Here is a 19,619-nt window from a genome sequence, read left to right on the forward strand (position 1 = left end):
ATGCGACTGCTGCTCCACAGCCTAATGAAACATGGCTGAAAAGAGTACCAATCCCACTATTTTATTCAGTTGTTTAGCCGAGGATTCCCGCTCCCATCGTGGCTTTCAAATCACCCATGAGGCTGCCCGAGCGCTCCACCCGCAGGTGATCACCGAGCACCATGAGCTGGGACGAATCGCCATTGACCAAGTTCAGGTACACATCTGATTCGCCTGGGTTATTCGCCAGGACATTCTTTAGCTTCGTAATGTTGTCTATCGTGCACTGATCGGTGCGCAAGGTCAGTCGCAGCGGCAATCCCGCTCCGTTGCCGGGGCCTAGTTCTGGGACTCGGACGTCGTCGCCAAACAAGCTCATGCGATCGTCGCGGATGGAGACCCTGGCCGAAACCAACAAGATATTGTCTTCCACCAGCTGCGGTGCTGCCAACGAGTATGCCTTGGAGAAAATGAGCACCTCCACCTGTGCACCGTGGTGGTCTTCCAACGTGACAATTGCCCACGGGGAACCATCCTTCTTCGAGAACCGGCGATCCACCGCGGAGACGATTCCGCCGATCACGACATCGGTGCCGTTGCGAAGTTCTCCGGAAATCACTGTGGTCAGCGGGGTGTCCGTCTGTGCCTCTAGTGCTTCCTCGAAGCCATCGAGAGGGTGGCCTGAGACGTACATGCCCAGCATGTCGCGCTCGAGGGCGAGCTTATGCTTGCGGTCCCACTCCTCATCGGGGACATCAATCTTGAATACGCTGTTGGCCTCATCATCGCCACCACCGAATCCTGCGAACAGGTCGAACTGCCCCTTGTCGGCTGCCTTCTTCGTGGTCAATACTGAATCCACGGCATCCTCTTGCACCAGCATGAGGCCCTTGCGGGAATGCCCCAGCGAGTCGAAGGCACCGGCCTTGATCAGTGATTCAGTGATGCGCTTGTTACACGGCAGCAAGTCGATCTTGTCCAAGTAGTCCGAGAACGAGGTGAAGTTGCCCTTGGTGCGCCGAGACTCCATGATCGAATCCACCACTTCACGGCCCACGTTGCGAATAGCTGCAAGCCCATAACGGATGTCCTTGCCCACAGCCATGAAGTCCTGCTCGGACTCGTTAACATCTGGTGGCAAAACTTTGATACCCAGGTGGCGGCAGTCGGAGAGATAGATTGCCGACTTGTCCTTCTTATCGCCCACCGAGGTCAACAGGGCCGCCATGTACTCAGCGGTGTAGTTCGCCTTGAGGTAACCCGTCCAATAGGACACCAAGGCGTAGCCCGCAGCGTGAGACTTGTTAAACGCGTAGGACGCGAAGGGCTCAATTGTGCCCCAGAGCGCGTCAACGGCATCCTTGGAGTAGCCGTTGCTGAACATACCGTTGGAGAACTTTTCGTACTCTTTGGCTAGGACCTCAGGCTTCTTCTTACCCATTGCCTTACGGAAACCATCAGCTTCACCGGCCGTGTAATTAGCCAGCTTGCGCGCGATCTCCATGATCTGCTCCTGGTACACGATCAGACCGTAGGTCTCGCCCAGGATGTCTTTGAGTGGCTCTTCCAATTCTGGGTGAATCGGGGTAATCGGCTGGCGCCCGTTCTTGCGGTCCGCGTAGTTCCAGTGGGCGTTCACACCCATTGGTCCTGGTCGGTAGAGCGCCAGAGACGCGACGATATCGTTAAATCCCGTCGGCTTCATGCGTTTGAGCAGTTCCTGCATGCCACCGCCATCGAGCTGAAACACGCCCAAGGTGTCACCGCGCCCCAGCAGCTCGTAGACAGCCGGGTCGTCGGTAGCCAGGTTATCCAGGTCGATCTCCTCGCCCCGGTTCTTCTTAATGTTTTCTAGGGCATCGCCGATAACCGTGAGGTTACGCAAGCCCAGGAAGTCCATCTTCAGCAGACCAATAGACTCACAGGCCGGGTAGTCCCAGCCCGTGATCAACGCACCGTCAGCGGGGCGCTTCCACATAGGAATATGGTCCATGAGTGGCACCGATGCCATAATCACGGCACAAGCGTGCACACCAGCCTGGCGAACAACACCCTCAAGTCCACGCGCGGTTTCGTAGATCTTCGCAACATCCGGATCGGTCTCGATCATGTTGCGCACCTCGGTCGCCTCGCCGTAGCGCGGGTGCTCTGGGTCGGTGATGCCAGATAGCGGAATGTCCTTCGCCATGATCGCAGGCGGAAGCGCGGCGTTAATGCGGTCAGCCATTTGGAAACCAGGCTGACCGTAGTTCACCTTCGCCGCATCCTTGACGGCCTGCTTCGTTTTCACGGTACCGAAGGTGATCACCTGGGCGATCTTGTCCTCGCCCCAACGCTCTGCAGCGTAGGTGATCATTTCACCGCGACGGCGATCGTCGAAGTCAATATCAATATCAGGTGCGGAAGGTCGCTCAGGGTTCAGGAACCTCTCAAACAGCAGGCCGTGTTCTATCGGGTCGATATTCGTGATGGTCAGCGCGTATGCAACCAACGAACCAGCTGCGGAACCACGACCAGGTCCGACGCGGATCCCAATGGAACGGGCATGCTTAATAATCTCGGCGACGATGAGGAAGTAGGACGGGTAGCCCTTACCGTCGATGACTTCGATCTCGTACTCGGCGCGATCGATGTAATCCTGTGGGATGTCCCCACCGTTGAACCGCTCATGCAAGCCTTCTACGACCTCGTGGTGCAGCCACGTTGTTGGTGTGTAGCCCTCGGGCACATCCGCGATAGGCATGCGATCGTGGGTGTGTTCCTCCCAGATCTCACCGTAGTCTTGGACGCGCTCGGCGACCCACAAGGTGTTGTCACAACCATCAGGCACCATATCGTCCCAGATGTCACGCATCTGCTCGGCCGACTTGATGTAATAGCCGGAACCATCGAACTTGAAGCGATCCTGGTCCAGCAGAGTCTTACCAGTCTGAACACACAACATCGCCTCGTGCGCAGGAGCCTGGGATTCCAGCACGTAGTGGCAATCGTTGGTGACCAGTGGTGGCATATCCAAGGCCTTACCAATACGCAGCAGGTCATCGCGCACCCGGTTCTCAATGGAGAGTCCGTGATCCATCAGTTCGAGGAAGTAGTTGTCCTTCCCGTAGATGTCCTGCCACATCGCCGCGGCTTCCAGCGCCTCGTCGTATTGGCCCAGGCGAAGCCTGGTTTGCACGTCGCCCGAAGGACAACCGGTGGTGGCAATAATGCCATCGGCGTGCTCGGCAACCAGTTCCGCATCCATGCGAGGCCACTTGCCCAGCTGCCCCTCATAGGATGCCAGGGAGGACAGCTTGAACAGGTTATGCAGGCCGGTAGCATTTTCCGCGATCATGGTTTGGTGCAAGTACGCACCGGATGCAGAGACATCGTCGCGTTTTTGATCCGGCGTTCCCCACAGCACGCGCTTCTTGTTAAACCGCGACTCGGGCGCCATATATGCCTCAATACCAATGATCGGTTTCACCCCGGCATCGACCATCGCGCGGTAGAAGGCGTTCGAGCCGAACATGTTGCCGTGGTCGGTCATCCCCACTGCGGGCATGCCTTGTCGCTGGACCTCCTCCGCGAGCAAATCCACCTTGCACATTCCGTCCAACATGGAAAACTCTGTGTGGTTGTGCAGGTGGACAAACGAGGAGTTCTTAGCCATGCCCGTAGTCTAGTCCAGCTGTCAAGAGTTCCAAACCCTCCAGAAACCCTCCCGGAAAATTACCGTTTCCCCAGGTCAACAAGCCTTCCCAGATGAAGAGCATTACCTAAGACCACACCGGTGTTATTTACCACATCGTAGGCGTCGATCTCGCCAGCACGCGAGTGATCGGGATCAGTCAGATCGGGGCGCTCCAAACGAATGAAAGCATCCACATCCTCTTCCGGTGGGTTCGCCTGCGAGAACGCAACAACCTGGGCCACTCCCCGGCGCGCAGTCGGCAGGGTCGCGGTGGGCCGATCGTCGAGAAGCACATCGGCGTTGGACTCGGGGTCAGGCTGCGCCAGGATGCGTACGGTGCCCGCCAGCTGCGGTGCCTTATCGACGATCGTATGTGCCCGTCCGGCATTGTCCCGGTTCGTGAGCTCGGCAACCGGTACTCCCGTGGTGCCGGCCAGCAGGAGCGCCCACGCCTCGCCCGGATCGAGTGTGGTGATCAAGTCGACGGAGACGCCACGGCGCGCGTTGCCGATGGCGATAGTGCGCATTAACGACGAGACGCCACTGCCCTTCTCACCGGTGATCGCGGAGACGGTGCCGGGCGCCAGCGGGCCAAATTTCTTATCCAGTGTGGAAAGCCCCCACGTAGTCGAGGCTGGCAAGTCCCGGCCGAGCAGATGGGCCAAAATCCTGCCCGTGTCGCCTGTAAATGTGACAGGTGTACTCGCCGGCGGGCAATTGAGAAGGGCCAGCTCTAAGTCGGCGGGGTCATGGAATTCGCCTGCCCAGTGATAAAGCACGTCGATGTAGGTGCGGTAGGCCTGTGCGGACCAGGGGCCGGTGGGGTCGATGTTCACGTCCGCGCGGTGCAAGGTCGCTGCCACCTGCGAATCTAACACGAAGGCCTCAGGCGTGATCGCTGCGAGGAAGCGGGTAAAAATCGCCGGCCCGATGTGGCTAAAGGTATTACGCGTGCCCGTGCGGAACTTCGCGTAGGCAGTAACGACGTCCTCGTTGGCTGCTACCGCGATGTCCTGCAAAGTCTGCTGGGCTTGGGCTCCCGAGATCGCGGCAAGCCGGGCCTTATTATTGCGCAGCGAGGTTGCCGAGACACTTGCGATGACTTGCACCATCAGGGTTTGCGCCTGCTCTGGGTCCTCGGGGGCTGCCTGAGCAGACTCCGCGATCACTGCAGCCGACAAGGTAGCTGCGGGGAGGCGGTACTCGATTTTGGCGGCTTTGAGCAGCCGGTTCATCCCAGCCTTATTTACCGGATATTCCTCGACCATGGGGGTTTGGCCAATATGGCGAGCGAGCCACGCGGGAAGGGCTGGGATATCGGGGTTCATCACGTCCTCGATGGTAGCTAGTAGCACTAATGGTTCAAACCATCAGCGGGGAGTAAGGTGCACCTGTGTGACTTACGGACTCATAGCCTATGTGATGTGGGGCCTGTTCCCCGCTTTCTTCCCGCTCCTTTTGCCAGCCGGACCACTGGAAATTTTGGCACACCGAGTCTTCTGGGCCGCCATCATCATGGCAATTGTCCTCTTTTTTACCAAGGGCTGGCGGGAACTGCGTGAGGCGGGGTCGAAGACCTGGCTGCAGCTTGTTATCTCAGGCGCGCTCATCACCGCGAACTGGGGCATCTACGTTGCAGCGGTCAACTCCGGACACGTGGCCGATGCCGCGCTTGGCTACTTCATCAACCCACTGTTCTCGGTGCTGCTTGGCGTGCTCTTCCTCGGCGAGCGCCTGCGGAAATTCCAGGTCGCTGCCGTGGCTATTGCCGCCGTCGGTGTGGCGTGGTTGCTGATCTTCGCTGAGCAGGCTCCGATCATGGCACTGGGAATGACCATTACCTTTGGCCTCTACGGCTTGGCGAAAAAACGCATCTCGCTCTCTCCCACGGTGTCGCTTGCTGGCGAAACTCTCGCGATGATGCCGCTGGCCCTGATCTACCTAATCTGGTTGGAAAGCTCCGGCCAGGGCACCTTCTTTACCGAAGGCGCCTCCCACTCGTTCCTTCTGGTGATCTCCGGCGTGGTGACCGTCTTGCCGTTGCTGTTCTACGGCATGGCTGCCAAGCAGCTCCCGTTGACCACGATCGGCATGTTGCAGTACGTCACCCCGACGATGCAGATGCTCTGGGCACTGTTCGTAACCCATGAGCAACTTTCCCCATCTCGGTGGACGGGCTTCATCATTATTTGGGTGGCTGTGGCTCTCTACCTGTGGGACATTTTGCGCTGGCAGAAAGAACGCAACTCGCGACGCAGACCCGAGAATGACCCCGAGCCAACAGGCTAATTTAAACAGCAGGAACTTCGTGGACGTTGACGGGTTGAATCCCGAAAAGGCCCCACGCCGCATCCGGTGGAAGCGCTTCCACTGTGGCCACGTGGGACTCGTCGCGAAGCGTGCTTAACGTTGCGGGATCATCCCACACCACAACCGCATCGATGGCCTCTGGCACCGGTACGTCGCCGATGCCGCTAAGGCTGTAGGCGATGCGGTCAAGGTCGCGCTGAAACACGTCGGCGCGTCCCTCGCCTGCGATGGGTTCGGGCAGTGGGCGCGCCGCCGCAACACCGATGGTCAGCGCGCTGACGCGGTCGACGCTACCAAGCTGGCTGGCGGCTTCCTCGGGTGTGAGGGACTGGGTGAAGGTGACTAGAGCGAAGGAGCTTTCGGTACTGACCGGGTCGAGGGCTTCGATCGAGGCATCAGCGCGCTGCTGATATTCAACGAAGGATTCACCGGTGTTTTGGCCTAAGTGATCCCCGTTGATGGGTTGAGGGGCCGGTGTGCGCGCGCCGAGGTAGAAGACCAGCCCGAAAAATGCGATGACGCAAACAACGGCCAGGGCCACACGGCCCCGATTGAACGTGCTCATCCGCGCATCTCCTCCAAGGCGTGCGCTAGGTCCTCGGGATAAGGAGACTCGACTTCCATGAAATCTCCAGTGCGAGGGTGATTGAAACCCAGACGCACGGCGTGCAGCCACTGTCGATCCAACCCGACACGCTTGGCCAGATTGGGATCAGAGCCATACATCGGATCGCCCACGCAGGGATGCCCGATCGCGGACATGTGCACACGGATTTGGTGGGTGCGCCCCGTTTCCAAATGCACCTCGATCAGGCTCGCTTCGCGAAAAGCCTCGAGTACCTCGTAGTGTGTCACCGCGGCTTTACCGTCACTGGTCACTGCAAATTTCCAGCCCGACGACGGGTGCCGGCCGATGGGCGCATCAATGGTGCCCACGATCGGATCAGGCAGGCCCTGGACCACCGCGTGGTAGGTCTTGATTACGGTGCGCTCTTTAAATGCGCGCTTGAGCACGGAATACCCCAGCTCGCTGGCCGCAACCACCATCACCCCGGAGGTACCCACATCGAGGCGCTGCACGATACCTTGGCGCTCTGGGGGCCCGGAGGTAGAGATGCGATAGCCTGCGGCCGCCAAACCACCCACCACGGTCGGGCCGTCCCAGCCCACTGTCGGGTGTGCTGCCACACCCACGGGTTTATTCACAGCGATGACGTCGCGGTCGGCATACAAGATGTCCAGTCCCTCGACGATCTCTTCCTTGGGCATCGGCGGGGATTTGGGCACGGGCAGGGTCACTTCGAGTACCGCCCCCTCACTCAAGCGATCGGATTTTGATACCCCTCGCCCATCGACGTGCACGTCGCCCGCAGCTGAAATTTCCGCGGCCACGCTGCGAGAAATGCCAAAAATCTTCGCCACAGCGGCGTCGACGCGCATCCCCTCGAAGGTGTCGGGGACCACCATTCGGCGAAAGTCTCCGCTCATTCGGCCTCCCCTACGGCTTGATTGCGGTTTTCTCCCCACTCTTCGAAAAGAACTGCCAACACGAAGATAATGACGCCCACGGTGATCGATGCATCCGCGATGTTAAACACGGCGAAGTTACCCACGGAGATGTAATCGACCACATGCCCAAACCAAAAACCTGGTTCGCGGAAGAGCCGGTCACACAAGTTGCCCAGCCCGCCTCCAGCAAGAAGGGCCAACCCCAGCGCCTGCCACTTATTTTTGATGCGTGGAGCTGCAATGAGCACGCTGACGACGAAGACCAGCTGGATTGTGGTGAACAGCCACGTGGAATCCTGCCCCATGGAAAAGGCCGCGCCGGGGTTAAAGAGCAGGTAGAAGCGGAACCAGTTGCCAATAATTGGTACGGGAACCCCGGGTTCCAACCAATTCAGCATGAGTTGTTTTACTAATTGATCAATCGCCGCTACAACGACAATGATTGTTACCATGCCGCCAACGATGCGCGCACGGTTGTACCCGCCGTGCGCATTGTCGCTTTGCTTGCTACCTTTTTGTACCTTATCCTCGCCCATCCCCAACCACATTAGTGCCAAGTCAGTGGAATAGAGCTATCAGGCCGTCGCCTAATGGTGGTGGGGTAGTTTCAAAGGTGTGCATTTTCGACAGGTTCTCACCCCACTAGTTCTCTCCAGCGCACTGGTTCTTACAGCGTGCAGTCAGGAATCCGATCCCCTGCAAGATGTCCCCGCATTCTCGGTGGATGTCGCCCGTATCAACGTTGTAGAGCCCGGTACTAACCCTCAGGTGCTGCGCTACAACGATATTTCCGATCCGCAGACGGACCCAGCGCACCAGTACACCCTTGACATCGCCGATGGTTTCGATCAGGTGGTCATCGCCGCGGACGCCCTCGATGCGAAGGCGCCGCAGGATTTCGCGCTCGACCCCACACAGTTCCGGCTCAGTGCGCAGACGAGTCAAGCCCCGCAGGCAGGACAGGACGAAGTCGAAGCTTCGCGACGAGTGGACTTCACCCTTGACGGAACCATTGCCTCGACACAGCGCGCCCAAGAGGATCTCGATTCAAACAATGGCTTCCTCATGTCCTGGCGCGCGACGGATCAAGGCCGCGTGAGCACGTTGAAGCTCCTCTCCCCTGATGGGTCCGTGGACGACGGGCGTGCGGCTGCCGAGGCTGGACTACTGCGGGTCCTGTCCTCCAACGTCATCTTCCCCTCTGAAGGCATTGGCGAGGGCGGCTCGTGGACAGTGGAGTCGCGAGTCACCGGCGACACCACGATGCTGCGCACCACCACGTACACGGTGACCTCTCTCAATGCCGACTCCGTCAATCTGGATGTTGCAGTCCAGGAGCGCCCGGCGCAGGCCACCTTGAATTTTGATGCCACCACCAACCCGGATCTGGCCGGCGAGTCCCTGAAAGTAGAAAGCTCGGATACCTTCTCCCAGGGCAACGTCACCGTTGCTTTTGATTCACCGATTCCTGTTGCGGGAGGAATCACCAGCACCACGCGTGTGGTCTACGCGGGAAATCAAGCTGACTTCCGAATCGTCCAAGACCAAGGCGCAAGTATCACCTACCAGCAGTAGGTTCCTGCACATGCGCTGCAGGAAGTAAGATCAAAGGTACAGCTGTCTCTCCTGCCGGAAGGGTGTCACCATGGTCGCTCCTCAACACTTCAATATCGACGGTGTTTCGTTCTCTTACCCTGGTGGCAATCGCGTGCTCACCGACATTTCCTTCGCCGTGCCCTCGGGCTCGGTCACAGGCCTCATCGGCGAAAATGGTTCAGGCAAGTCAACTCTGCTCAATCTGCTCGCTGGCGAGCTGATTCCTGATGCTGGCACGATCATCACCCCAGAGATCACGGGTTTCATTCCCCAGGAGACCTCCCTGCCGTTTACTGCTCCCGCAAAGGCGCTTATCGACGAAGCCGTGGAAGAGTTGCGCGGCATCGAACGCACCATCGCCGAGCTTTCCGAGGCCATGGCCACCGCCCCAGACACCCCCGGCCTTGCCGAGAATTTCGATCTCGCCCTCGCACGCGCAGAATCCTCGGGCGTGTGGGAGTTAGAAACCCGCATCGCCACAGTTCTTGCTGGTCTAGGTCTTGCCAACGTTAATCTTGACACCCCTCTCGGCGAGATGAGTGGTGGCCAACGTCGCCGCTTCGCACTGGCAACGTTGCTGCTGCGCCCTGTTGACGGAATGGTCCTCGACGAGCCCACCAACCACCTTGACGACGAGGCCGTGGACTTCTTGGTCGCCGAGCTCGCGGCCTTTTCCGGCCCAGTGTTGGTGGCCTCCCACGACCGTTACTTCCTAGATACCGCCTGCGACGGGCTGGTCGATCTCGACCCAAGCCTGGGCCCTGAGGGTGGCTTCGGTGAAGAAACCCGCCAGGGCCAACGCTTTACCGGTTCCTTTACCGATTATCTCATTGCCCGCGAGGCCCGCCGTCAGCGCTGGGCCACCGACTACGCCGCCCAAGAACATGAACGCGAGCGATTAGAAAAGGCCGCCGGGCAAACGGAAGAAGATATCTTCCACAGCCACGAGAACAAAACCGAGACGCGCGCTGCTTCGAAGTTCTTTGCCGACCGCGCGGCGAAAACCGTGGGCAACCGGCTGCGCAGCGCGCGGTCGAACCTCGAAGCACTCGAGCGCGACGCCATTCCGCGTCCCCCTGCACGGCTGCGCTTCCACGGGATTCCGAGCCACGACCCGGCATCACTCGGTGAGCCTGCGGTCACGGCCAAGAACCTGGCCGTGCCGAACCGTCTGGCACCTCTGACCTTAAAGATCCAGCCCGGCGAACAGCTGCTCGTCGAGGGCCCGAACGGATCCGGCAAGTCCACCCTGCTCAAAGTCATCGACGGTGTCATTACCAACTATGAGGGCGAGCTGCGCATTCCGGAGGAGCTGACCATCGATCGCCTCGAGCAGGACGACGATTGGAAGGACCTGAACCAAACCGCCGCCGAAATCTTTAGCGCTCGCACGCCGAAGGGCGCTCCATCGTTGGTAGAGATGGGCCTAATGACAGAAGAGCAATCGCAAAAGAAGCTCGCGGATCTGTCGTTGGGGCAGCGCCGCCGCGTGTCCTTGGGAATCATCTTGGCAAGCCCACCGGATTTATTGCTTCTCGACGAGCCCACCAACCACCTGTCGCTCGCGTTGGCAGAAGAACTCGAGACTGCACTGCTCGATTTCCCGGGCACCGTCATCCTGACCAGCCACGACCGGTGGATCCGCAGGCGTTGGCGCAAGCGCAAGGAGCAAAAAGACAATCGTGCCACACTGTTAACCCTGGAGACCTTGTGGTCTGAGGAAGTGTGGCGCGACGAAAACTAACTTACTGGGCTGGTGCAGGAGCGTCTGAAGCAGCACCCTGCGACGAGGTCGCAGCACACATCTCAGGAACCTGAGATGGATCCACAGTGTTGGTGATCAAGGTGCAGGCCCATGACTGGGAGAGCTGCCATTGGCCGTCTTCGTAGACGAACTCGACGTTCTCTGCCAGCTGGGTTGCCTGATCTGGCTGGGTAAAGTTCACCGTGGTGAGCACGGAGTTTGGTGCGTAACCAGGAAGAACAGGGTCGACGACCTGGAAGTTCGCGCCGGATTCTTCCTGCGACAGTGCCATCGTATCGAACAGTTCAGGTGCGGTCTCGCCACCCTGAACAGTATTGACGCGCTGGTCCATCGGAAGGCTGGAATCGGTGGCGCGAGCAAGCACGTCGTTGAGTTCCGCTGCCGTAGGCAAGGCTGGGGTCTCGGTGGCCGTAGACGCGCTGGATGCAGCCGTCGTTTCAGAGGCGCTTGAGCTAGCGGATGATCCGTTGCTGTCCTGTCCGCTGGAGCATGCCACCAGACTGACAGAAAGACCAAAAGCTGCGATCACTGCCGAGATCTTCTTCGCGTTCACGTATTCTCCTTGAACTAGTTGTTCTGGCGCCGGATTGAGGCCCAGTTTTAGCCCAGTTGATCTGAGGCGCCTTATACATAGCTAACTTATACGTTACAGATTTGTGACCTCAACGCCAAAGTTAAATTGTTATGGCAAGCTTTATTCTTATGCAATTCAAGGCAACTTCCACGGGTCACGTCACAGTCATCGCTACAGGCGGAACGATCGCCTCCACCTCGGACGACTCTGGTGCGCGCGTGCCCAGACTCGACGGCGCAGAACTCGTTGCCCGCAGCGACACGCAGATCCCGACAAAAGTGATCGATTCCACGTCACTGGACTCCTCTTCTATGACACTTGCCGACATCGACGAACTCGTTGGCCACATCCGCACCGCATTCACTGACCCCGCTACAAGTGGGGTCGTGGTCACCCACGGCACGGATTCCATGGCAGAGACAGCGCTCGCGCTCGACATGATGCTTGACGACGATCGCCCTGTTGTTCTCACAGGCGCCCAGTTGCCCGCAGACCACCCACGCCCCGACGGTCCACTGAATCTCGCTGGTGCCATTGAACTCGCCGCCGGCGAGGCACCGCAGCCCGGGGTGCTGATCCATTTCGGGGGCATGACCCTGCCTGCCCGCGGAGCCTTCAAGCGTCACACTCATGAGTTGCAGGCCTTTGCTTCTTCCTCCGATACCCCACTAGTGCGGCCCACACCCGTGGGGGCACACCTTTTGGAAGGCACCAATGTCGTGATCGTCACCGCCTGGCCCGGCGCGAGTGGCCAGGTGGTCGACGCAATCGTCGACACGCGTCCTGATGGCATCGTCGTAGCGGCCCTCGGTGCGGGAAACCTCTCTGCCGAGATGGGCAGGGCTCTGCATCGGCCGTTGCGCGCTGGCATTCCTGTGGTTATTTCCACCCAGGTGCCCTATGGGTCCGTGGCTTTCGACTATGGCGGAGCCGGTGGAGGAAACACCTTGGGTGCGCTTGGCGCGCTCTCGGCGGGCTACCTTTCACCTGGTCAGGCGCGTATTGCGTTGACTGTGGCGCTGGCGTCGGGTGCTGATCCCGCGCAGTTGTTGGCTTAATCTAGCTCTCGCTCGGCCGTGGACAGCCAGTCCTCCCAGGCTAAGGAATCCACGGGATCGGCGGGCTTCAGGTCGGGATCGTCGGCTCGCAAATTAACGATCCGCCCGGGTCCCGTCGCCCGGGTTTCAAAACGCACCGTTACCCAGCCGTGGCCTGCGCCTTGGACCCAACCGTGACCGTGATCGGGGTGGAAAACGTCTTGGGTGGCGCGCCACTGCCCCGGTACTTCGGCAGGGGTGATATCCACTTCGACATTGTTGGCGCCAAAGTGATCGCTGACTCCGGATTCATAATCGCTGTCGGCCGGTGTGGGGCGCACGATTTGTTGGTCGAGTTCGGGAAACATGACGTGTTGCAGCGAGTCCTCCAACCCGGAATAGCTGACCCCGACCAACCTAATCGGACCAACTTCGTCGGGATAGCGCACCAGGCGAAAAGCAAGGGCGCGCAGGGTGTCCTCGTCTTCGGTGGCATAGGGCAAGGTGGCGGATCGCGACTCGATATGAAAATCAGACATCCGCAGCTTTACGCTCACCGTGCGCGCCCCGCGCCCGTCTTTGAGCAAGCGACGATGAGCATCGTCTGCCGCGCGGGTCAGGGCGGCATCGACTTCTGCGGGCGAGGTGAGGTCCTGTGGGTAGGTGTGTTCGGCGGAGATCTGCTTGGCCACGGCACGCGGTGCTACTGGGCGGTCGTCGTGGCCGTTGGCCATTTGCCAGAGTTGTTTGCCCACTACACCGCCGAGGGCGATTTCTACTTCTTTTTCGCTTAAAGCCGCGAGGTCCCCGATGGTCTCGATGTTCATGGTGGACAGGCGCGCCTCGGTCACAGGTCCCACGCCCCATAGTTCGTTGACGTTGAGGGCGTGCAAGGTTTCTAGCTGACGCTCCGGGTCGATGACAAAAATTCCGTCCGGTTTCGCCAGGTCGGAGGAAATTTTCGCGAATTGTTTTCCGCTGCCCGCACCAATCGAAGCGGGCAGGCCAGTCTCCTGCTTGATCTGTGCGCGGAGGTGTTCGGCCCACTCGGTGACCTGTTCCACGGTGGCGTCGACGAGTTCTTCCGGCTCCATGAATGCCTCGTCGATGGAGAGTTGCTCCACTACCTCGACATTGCGAGCAACGATCTCAAAAACGCGTTTCGACGCCGTGGTGTACACCGCGCGCCTGGGAGTCACCAGGACAACCTTGGGCCCGACCAGCTTGGCGGCCCGGTGGGTGGGCATGGCTGAGCGCGCCCCGTATTTCCTGGCTTCGTAGCTGGCACCTGCCACCACACCACGGCCAGACACACCCGCGACAAGCACTGGTCGGCCACGCAAAGTTGGTCGGGTCAACTGCTCGCACGACGCATAAAACGCGTCCATGTCGATGTGTAAGACCCAACGCCGCATGGGTTCCAGTTTAGGGTCGTCGTAAAGCAACTGCGGCAACGATCATGGCAATGCCGATCATTTCTGGCACCGAGAGCCACTGCCCAAGAGCGACCGTGCCCATGACCGCGGCCGTGATTGGCAAGATTGCCAACAGGATCGCGAAGTAGGCGGGGCCGGCTTGGCGCAGCACAATCTGGTCAAGGCTGTACGGGATGACTGCGGAGAGCACGCCGAGCCCCAGGGCGAGGCCCACGATGGTCACCGGTGCCAGGTCCACGGCATCTAAGCCCGGCCACCACCACATGGCCAGCGGGAGTGTGAGAATGGAGGCCCAGGTAAAACCGACGGCCATGCCCGTGCGTGATGAGGCGGTGTTGCCCGCGATGCGGTTGCCGGTAAGGATATAGAGCGCCCGCATAAAAGCCGCGGCGAGTGCAAAAAGCACACCAGCACTGTTGCCGGCCCACTGGGCGCCACTGATGATCACCACTCCCACACCGGCAAGCGCGAGTGCAATCCACTCGCGGACCGTTCGGCTGCCCAGGGCTGCCACCACGACAGGTCCTAAAAATTCAATCGCCACGGCGGTGCCCATGGGGAGTCTGGCAATGGCCTCGTAGAAAGTGATGTTCATAGCGAGGGTGACCACGCCGTACACGGCAGCGTTAAACCCGGTACGACCAAGAAATGCTTTCACATTTGGGCGGTTGAGAACGAGCAGGATCAGGGCAGCTGCTGCCACGCGCATCCAAGCCACCAGTGCGGGACTGAATTGTTCAAACAGCCCGACTGCGAGTGCTGCCCCGGCGTAAAGCGAGAGACCGTCAAAGACCATGAGTAAGGGCGCGGTCCACCGTGACGCTCGAGTTCTATTCACGGTTTTCGGCTTGGATTCTGACACGAAATCTCATGCTACACCACGGAATATGTGGGAATATGTGGCTCTTCGTCCACAATTACTGAACCTCTTGGTCTATTCTCTTGTTAATTTCCACGACAATTGGCGTAATATTCCATGTCTCATGTCCTTACTTACTCCCCAGTCACGCCGGATCGTGTGGATCGCCATCCTGGGCGTTTTCGTCGCCCAGTTGCCCATCAATGCGCTCTCGGTCAGCTTGACCACCATCGCAGGCTCCACTGGAGCTACGACCTCCCAGCTGCAGTGGGTGCAGGCAATCTTCCTGCTCTCTATGGCCATTGCTGCGCTGACTGCCACGGCCTACGCCGTGAACTTTGGCCGCAAGCGCGTAATGGTCACCGCGTTGTGGCTGATGGCTGCTGGCGAAGCAGTAGGAATAGTCGCCTCTGTGTCGGGAGACTACGCCATTGAAGTGCTGTGGGCAGGACAGTTCCTCGCGGGAATTGGTGGCGGCGCGCTCGTGCCGATGACGCTAGCCACCATTTCCACTCGGGTCTCAGATCCGCGCCAACGCCTTGAATTCACCGCGCTGTGGGGCACGGGCACGACGGCGGGACTCGCCTTCGGTGCAGTGTCCTCCGGGCTGATTCTCACCGTAGCTCCCTGGGGGTGGCTGTTCGTACCCAACGTAGCGCTGACGGTCACCACCGCAATCTTGACCATGGTGTTTTTCAAAGAAACTGAGCCTCACCGCATCGGTCTCGATGCGCTGGGGCAAGTATTTGCCGCTATTACAGTGGTAGCGCTTGCTCTCGGGATAATTCAGGCGGGAACCCATGGCGTGTTGTCGTCGCAGGCACTGGTCCCCCTCGCCGTCGTGGCCATTTTTGGGGCGCTGCTGAGTTACCGCGAGCTCAATATTGCGGCGCCCTTGCTTGATCTACACCTGTTTCGGATCCCGCGTTTCGCCTCAGCGTGCTTTGCTGCCGCGGTGGCACTGTTCTCCGTATTGGGCACGGGTTTCCTCTTCGCAATCTTTCTCGGCACCGCGAAGCACTTAGATGCGTGGGGTATTGCTACGTATATCGCGTGCATGCCCGGCACGGCCTTGGTGGTCAGTCCGGTCGTCGCGAAGCTTCTGCGACATGTCCGCCCCGAGCTCGCGCTGGGATTCGGGCTGACCTTGGCCGCCGTGGGAACCTTCTTGATCTCGCGCACGACTGCGCAGTCGACCTACCTCGATGTGTTGTGGCGCATTGTCATCTTCGGGGTCGCCATCTCGATTATGTTGTCATCGGTGTCCATGGTGGCCGTCGCCGCCGTGCCTAGGGTGAAGTCTGCCATGGCCAGGGCCATGAACACGGCGTTTCGCCAGCTCGGCGGAGCACTCGGCCCCGCCGTCATCGGATCCGTGTACTCCTCACGGCTGGCAACGGGCGCGTCCATGTCAGCAGCCTTCGGCGCGACCATGCTGGTCACGGCGACGCTGCTGCTGGTGGCGGCCGTCGGCGTGTTCGCAACCTCGGCCGCTCGGCGCTAGTTCTTCGCTACTGTTGCGTTCACACCAGCAACGACCTCGTGGACATCGCCGTCAAGGGCTTCGGTGGTCACGGTGAAGCTGGTGGACAAGGTCTCAGCGGCAATGTGCTCCGCGTGACGATTCGCCCACTCCTCCTTGTCGGCAGGTACCGACAGGACTGTGGTGATGCGGTCGGAGACCTCGAACTGCGATGCCTTACGAGCATCCTGGAGCCCACGGATCACGTCGGCTGCCCAGCCCTCGGCCTCGAGTTCCTCAGTGACCTCCATGTCCAGCACGACAAGGCCATCAAGGCCATCGATGCGTGCGGTGGACTCTGGGTTCTCGGCCACGAGGCGCTCGGTGTAGAGCTCAGGGGTGAGAACGATATCGCCATCGACGACGACGTTGTCGCCCTGGCGCTCGTAGTTGCCAGCCTTCACGTTCTTGATCGCGCGCTGGACATCCTTGCCCAGGGTAGGTCCTGCGACCTTCGCGTTGACCACAACTTCGAAAGTACCCACGGAATCGACATCGTCGGTCAGCTCCACGTCCTTGACATTGACCTCATCGCGAATGATATCGCTGTAATCGGCCAGCTTCTCCGACTCTTGCAGTGCGACTGTCAGTTTCGGTAGTGGCAAACGGTTGCGCAGCTTATTCGCCTTGCGTACCGACGATGCCGCCGAGCACACTCCGCGGGTTGCATCCATGGCAGCAACCAGGTTGGCATCGGCTGGAATATCGTCAGCCGAAGGGTAATCCGTCAGGTGCACGGAACGCTCGCCGGTCAGACCGCGGTAGATCACCTCAGTGAGGTACGGCAGAAGCGGAGCTGCCACACGGGACAGGACCTCAAGCACGGTGTAGAGGGTGTCGAAAGCCTCCGGGTGAGTTTCCTGGCCTTCCCAGAACCGGTCGCGGGAACGACGCACGTACCAGTTGGTCAGCACATCGGAGAAGATGCGCACCTGGTCGCAAGCACCAGAGATATCGGTCGCCTCAAGGGCCTCGTCGACGCCCTTGACCAAGTCATGCAGCTTCGCCAGGATGTAGCGATCCAGCACGTCGGTGGAATCCACCGACCACTTTGCTTCCTCGGAGGAGTAGAGCTCCAGGAAGTTGTAGGCGTTCCAGATGGGCAAGATAGCCTGACGCACGCCGTCGCGGATGCCTTGTTCGGTCACAATCAGGTTGCCACCGCGCAGGATCGGGCTGGACATGAGGAACCAACGCATCGCGTCGGAACCATCGCGGTCGAAGACCTCGTTGACGTTCGGGTAATTCCCCTTCGACTTGGACATTTTCTGGCCGTCGTCGCCAAGCACAATGCCGTGCGCAACAACCTGCTTGAATGCAGGCTTATCGAACAGCGCCGTGGACAGCAGGTGCAGCAGGTAGAACCAGCCGCGGGTCTGGCCGATGTACTCCACGATGAAGTCAGCTGGGTGGTGCTCTTCGAACCATTCCTTGTTCTCGAATGGGTAGTGGAACTGCGCAAACGGCATCGAACCGGAATCGAACCACACGTCCAGCACGTCGGGCACACGGCGCATGGTGGACTGGCCGGTCGGATCATCGGGGTTCGGGCGGGTCAAGTCGTCGATGTATGGGCGGTGCAGGTCCGTTGGGCGCACGCCGAAGTCAGCCTCGAGCTCGTCGAGGGAGCCGTAGACGTCGGTGCGTGGGTACTCAGGATTATCCGACTGCCACACAGGAATCGGCGAGCCCCAGTAACGAGTACGCGAGATATTCCAGTCGCGGGCGTTTTCCAGCCACTTACCAAACTGGCCGTCGCGCACGTGCTCAGGGATCCACTCGATCTGCTCGTGGTTGAGCTCAACCATGCGGTCCTTGAATTCGTCGACCTTCACAAACCATGAAGGCAGCGCCATGTAGATCAGTGGCTCGCCCGAACGCCAGGAGTGTGGGTAGGAGTGGACGATGGTCTGGTGACGCAGGACGCGGCCCTTTGCCTTCAGATCCTTGATGATGTCCTTGTTCGCATCGAAAACAAGCTGGCCCTCATAGTCAGGAACCTGGCTTGTGAACTTGCCGTCCATGTCCACCGGGATCACCAGGTCGATGCCGTACTTCTTGGTGGTGGCCATATCGTCCTCACCAAAGGCAGGCGCCTGGTGGACGATACCCGTACCGTCCTCGGTGGTGACATAATCCGCCAGCAAGATCTTGAATGCATTCGGCTGATCCTTGAAGTAGTCAAAGATCGGCTCGTAGGTCAGGCCCTCGAGCTCTGCGCCCTTAAACGTTGCCACAGTCTCGGCCTTCTTGCCGAGTTCCTTTTGGTATGAACCCACAAGAGCAGAAGCAAGCAAGAATCGCTTGCCGACGAAGTCCTCTGCCCCATCTTCACCCACCTGCACCAGGGAGTACTCTACTTCTGGGTGCACCGCCAGCGCCAGGTTGGACGGCAAGGTCCATGGAGTCGTGGTCCATGCCAGGGCGGCTGCGTCGTGCAGCTCCGGATGCTCCGCCCAAGTGTCCACAGCTGCGGTACCTTCTTCAGCACCGGTCAGGGGCATGGTCACCGTAAGCGTTGGGTCCTGACGGTCGCGGTAGGAATCGTCGAGACGCGTCTCTTGATTCGACAACGGGGTGTGCTCCGCCCAGGAATAAGGAAGAACGCGAAAGCCCTGGTAGATCAGGCCCTTGTCGTAGAGCTGCTTGAACGCCCAGATGACCGACTCCATGTAATCCAAATCCATGGTGATGTAGCCGTTGTCGAAGTCAACCCAACGACCCTGGCGAGTAACATACGCTTTCCACTCCTCGGTGTAGCGCAGCACCGACTGGGCACAGTACTCGTTGAACTTGGCCAGACCCATTTCCTCGATCTCGGACTTGTCTTTGATGCCCAGCTGCTTTTCTGCCTCCAGCTCGGCGGGCAGACCGTGGGTATCCCAGCCGAACACACGTGGAACGTGGTAACCGGTCATGGTGCGGTAACGAGGAACGATGTCTTTGACGTAGCCGGTCAGCAAGTGACCATAGTGAGGCAAGCCGTTTGCAAACGGAGGGCCATCATAAAATACGTATTCCTCAGCGCCTTCTCGGTTATCCAAAGACGCCTGGAAGGTGTCGTCCTCTTCCCAATACTTCAGAACTTCTAGTTCCATGTCCGGGAACTTAGAGCTCCCTCCGGTCATATCAACCTTCGGGTAGACACCGCCAACGGGATTGTTCATCGTCTGGGTCCGATCCTTTCTTCACACACTGCGTGGGCCTGTTTGTGGCTTTATGCAGGGACGCAATTGCTTGCGCGGTACCACCCTGCTTGGACCCCACCGTTCTGGCTGGGTCCCGCTTCGTTGTGTTGTGAAGAAGGTGACGTCTTCTCTCCGTCCGGTTCTACTGGGCCCCGAATTCGAGGGCTG

The 19,619-nt window shown here is 59.5% G+C and carries 14 protein-coding genes; 5 read left to right on the plus strand and 9 right to left on the minus strand.

Going from position 1 to position 19,619, the window contains the following annotated elements; all coding sequences use genetic code 11:
* Nucleotides 1-73: 73 nt before the first annotated feature.
* Both dnaE and ACXZ66_RS09350 read right to left on the minus strand, forming a co-directional pair.
* Nucleotides 74-3,634 carry a DNA polymerase III subunit alpha gene (gene dnaE, locus ACXZ66_RS09345; RefSeq protein ID WP_458748342.1) on the minus strand — a complete coding sequence of 1,187 codons (3,561 nt, stop codon included), beginning with the start codon at nucleotides 3,632-3,634 and terminating at the stop codon, nucleotides 74-76.
* A 59-nt stretch (nucleotides 3,635-3,693) separates the two neighbouring features.
* The gene (locus ACXZ66_RS09350; protein WP_458751350.1) at nucleotides 3,694-4,983 is read right to left on the minus strand and encodes an 8-oxoguanine DNA glycosylase OGG fold protein; all 1,290 of its coding nucleotides are present in this window, start codon (nucleotides 4,981-4,983) and stop codon (nucleotides 3,694-3,696) included.
* Nucleotides 4,984-5,050: 67 nt separating this feature from the next.
* Here ACXZ66_RS09350 and rarD point away from each other — a divergent pair, with 67 nt between their 5' ends.
* Nucleotides 5,051-5,944, plus strand: coding sequence for an EamA family transporter RarD (gene rarD, locus ACXZ66_RS09355; protein ID WP_458748344.1), 894 nt, complete (start codon nucleotides 5,051-5,053; stop codon nucleotides 5,942-5,944).
* Between the two features lies 1 nt (nucleotide 5,945).
* Here rarD and ACXZ66_RS09360 read toward each other — a convergent pair whose 3' ends face one another.
* Genes ACXZ66_RS09360 through lspA form a run of 3 tightly spaced genes read right to left on the minus strand, consistent with a single transcriptional unit; the run spans nucleotide 5,946 to nucleotide 7,926 of the window.
* Complete coding sequence (locus ACXZ66_RS09360; RefSeq protein WP_458748346.1) at nucleotides 5,946-6,530, minus strand: hypothetical protein; 585 nt, start codon at nucleotides 6,528-6,530, stop codon at nucleotides 5,946-5,948.
* Nucleotides 6,527-7,453 (minus strand): RluA family pseudouridine synthase, encoded by a 927-nt coding sequence (locus ACXZ66_RS09365; RefSeq protein ID WP_458748348.1) that lies wholly within the window; start codon nucleotides 7,451-7,453, stop codon nucleotides 6,527-6,529. The genes ACXZ66_RS09360 and ACXZ66_RS09365 overlap by 4 nt, the downstream gene beginning before the upstream one ends.
* Entirely contained in the window at nucleotides 7,450-7,926 is a 477-nt protein-coding gene (gene lspA / locus ACXZ66_RS09370) for a signal peptidase II (RefSeq protein WP_458751352.1), read from the minus strand. The genes ACXZ66_RS09365 and lspA overlap by 4 nt, the downstream gene beginning before the upstream one ends.
* A 163-nt stretch (nucleotides 7,927-8,089) precedes the next feature.
* Between lspA and ACXZ66_RS09375 the strand changes: the two genes are divergently transcribed.
* Together ACXZ66_RS09375 and ACXZ66_RS09380 are read left to right on the plus strand one after the other, a co-directional pair.
* Nucleotides 8,090-9,049 (plus strand): oxidoreductase, encoded by a 960-nt coding sequence (locus ACXZ66_RS09375; protein ID WP_458748350.1) that lies wholly within the window; start codon nucleotides 8,090-8,092, stop codon nucleotides 9,047-9,049.
* Nucleotides 9,050-9,119: 70 nt separating this feature from the next.
* Nucleotides 9,120-10,814 (plus strand): ABC-F family ATP-binding cassette domain-containing protein, encoded by a 1,695-nt coding sequence (locus ACXZ66_RS09380; RefSeq protein ID WP_458748351.1) that lies wholly within the window; start codon nucleotides 9,120-9,122, stop codon nucleotides 10,812-10,814.
* A 1-nt stretch (nucleotide 10,815) separates the two neighbouring features.
* Here the strand turns inward: ACXZ66_RS09380 and ACXZ66_RS09385 are convergent, their stop codons facing one another.
* A complete protein-coding gene (locus tag ACXZ66_RS09385) occupies nucleotides 10,816-11,388 on the minus strand; it encodes a hypothetical protein (protein WP_458748352.1) in 573 nt (190 codons plus the stop codon).
* 131 nt (nucleotides 11,389-11,519) lie between these two features.
* Here ACXZ66_RS09385 and ACXZ66_RS09390 point away from each other — a divergent pair, with 131 nt between their 5' ends.
* Nucleotides 11,520-12,467 (plus strand): asparaginase, encoded by a 948-nt coding sequence (locus ACXZ66_RS09390; protein WP_458748353.1) that lies wholly within the window; start codon nucleotides 11,520-11,522, stop codon nucleotides 12,465-12,467.
* On the opposite strand, the gene ACXZ66_RS09395 is transcribed toward ACXZ66_RS09390, so the two are convergent.
* Nucleotides 12,464-13,861, minus strand: a complete 1,398-nt coding sequence (locus tag ACXZ66_RS09395; RefSeq protein ID WP_458748355.1) for a DNA polymerase IV — start codon at nucleotides 13,859-13,861, stop codon at nucleotides 12,464-12,466. The two genes, ACXZ66_RS09390 and ACXZ66_RS09395, sit on opposite strands and share 4 nt — an antisense overlap.
* A gap of 10 nt (nucleotides 13,862-13,871) precedes the next feature.
* The gene (locus tag ACXZ66_RS09400; protein ID WP_458751354.1) at nucleotides 13,872-14,678 is read right to left on the minus strand and encodes an EamA family transporter; all 807 of its coding nucleotides are present in this window, start codon (nucleotides 14,676-14,678) and stop codon (nucleotides 13,872-13,874) included.
* 187 nt (nucleotides 14,679-14,865) lie between these two features.
* Here ACXZ66_RS09400 and ACXZ66_RS09405 point away from each other — a divergent pair, with 187 nt between their 5' ends.
* Nucleotides 14,866-16,245: an MFS transporter gene (locus ACXZ66_RS09405; RefSeq protein ID WP_458748357.1), complete on the plus strand. Its 1,380-nt coding sequence runs from the start codon at nucleotides 14,866-14,868 to the stop codon at nucleotides 16,243-16,245.
* Here ACXZ66_RS09405 and ileS read toward each other — a convergent pair.
* Complete coding sequence (ileS, locus tag ACXZ66_RS09410) at nucleotides 16,242-19,430, minus strand: isoleucine--tRNA ligase (RefSeq protein ID WP_458748359.1); 3,189 nt, start codon at nucleotides 19,428-19,430, stop codon at nucleotides 16,242-16,244. The two genes, ACXZ66_RS09405 and ileS, sit on opposite strands and share 4 nt — an antisense overlap.
* Nucleotides 19,431-19,619: the final 189 nt, after the last annotated feature.

Source organism: Corynebacterium sp. S7 (assembly GCF_054401105.1).

What these genes read in the sequence shown, in the direction of transcription:
- dnaE (WP_458748342.1), bottom strand. Translation starts at nt 3,634, where the DNA reads ATGGCTAAGAACTCCTCGTTTGTCCACCTGCACAACCACACAGAGTTT.
- ACXZ66_RS09350 (WP_458751350.1), bottom strand. Translation starts at nt 4,983, where the DNA reads ATGAACCCCGATATCCCAGCCCTTCCCGCGTGGCTCGCTCGCCATATT.
- ACXZ66_RS09360 (WP_458748346.1), bottom strand. Translation starts at nt 6,530, where the DNA reads ATGAGCACGTTCAATCGGGGCCGTGTGGCCCTGGCCGTTGTTTGCGTC.
- ACXZ66_RS09365 (WP_458748348.1), bottom strand. Translation starts at nt 7,453, where the DNA reads ATGAGCGGAGACTTTCGCCGAATGGTGGTCCCCGACACCTTCGAGGGG.
- lspA (WP_458751352.1), bottom strand. Translation starts at nt 7,926, where the DNA reads ATGGTAACAATCATTGTCGTTGTAGCGGCGATTGATCAATTAGTAAAA.
- ACXZ66_RS09380 (WP_458748351.1), top strand. Translation starts at nt 9,120, where the DNA reads ATGGTCGCTCCTCAACACTTCAATATCGACGGTGTTTCGTTCTCTTAC.
- ACXZ66_RS09390 (WP_458748353.1), top strand. Translation starts at nt 11,520, where the DNA reads ATGGCAAGCTTTATTCTTATGCAATTCAAGGCAACTTCCACGGGTCAC.
- ACXZ66_RS09395 (WP_458748355.1), bottom strand. Translation starts at nt 13,861, where the DNA reads ATGCGGCGTTGGGTCTTACACATCGACATGGACGCGTTTTATGCGTCG.
- ACXZ66_RS09400 (WP_458751354.1), bottom strand. Translation starts at nt 14,678, where the DNA reads ATGGTCTTTGACGGTCTCTCGCTTTACGCCGGGGCAGCACTCGCAGTC.
- ACXZ66_RS09405 (WP_458748357.1), top strand. Translation starts at nt 14,866, where the DNA reads ATGTCCTTACTTACTCCCCAGTCACGCCGGATCGTGTGGATCGCCATC.
- ileS (WP_458748359.1), bottom strand. Translation starts at nt 19,430, where the DNA reads ATGAACAATCCCGTTGGCGGTGTCTACCCGAAGGTTGATATGACCGGA.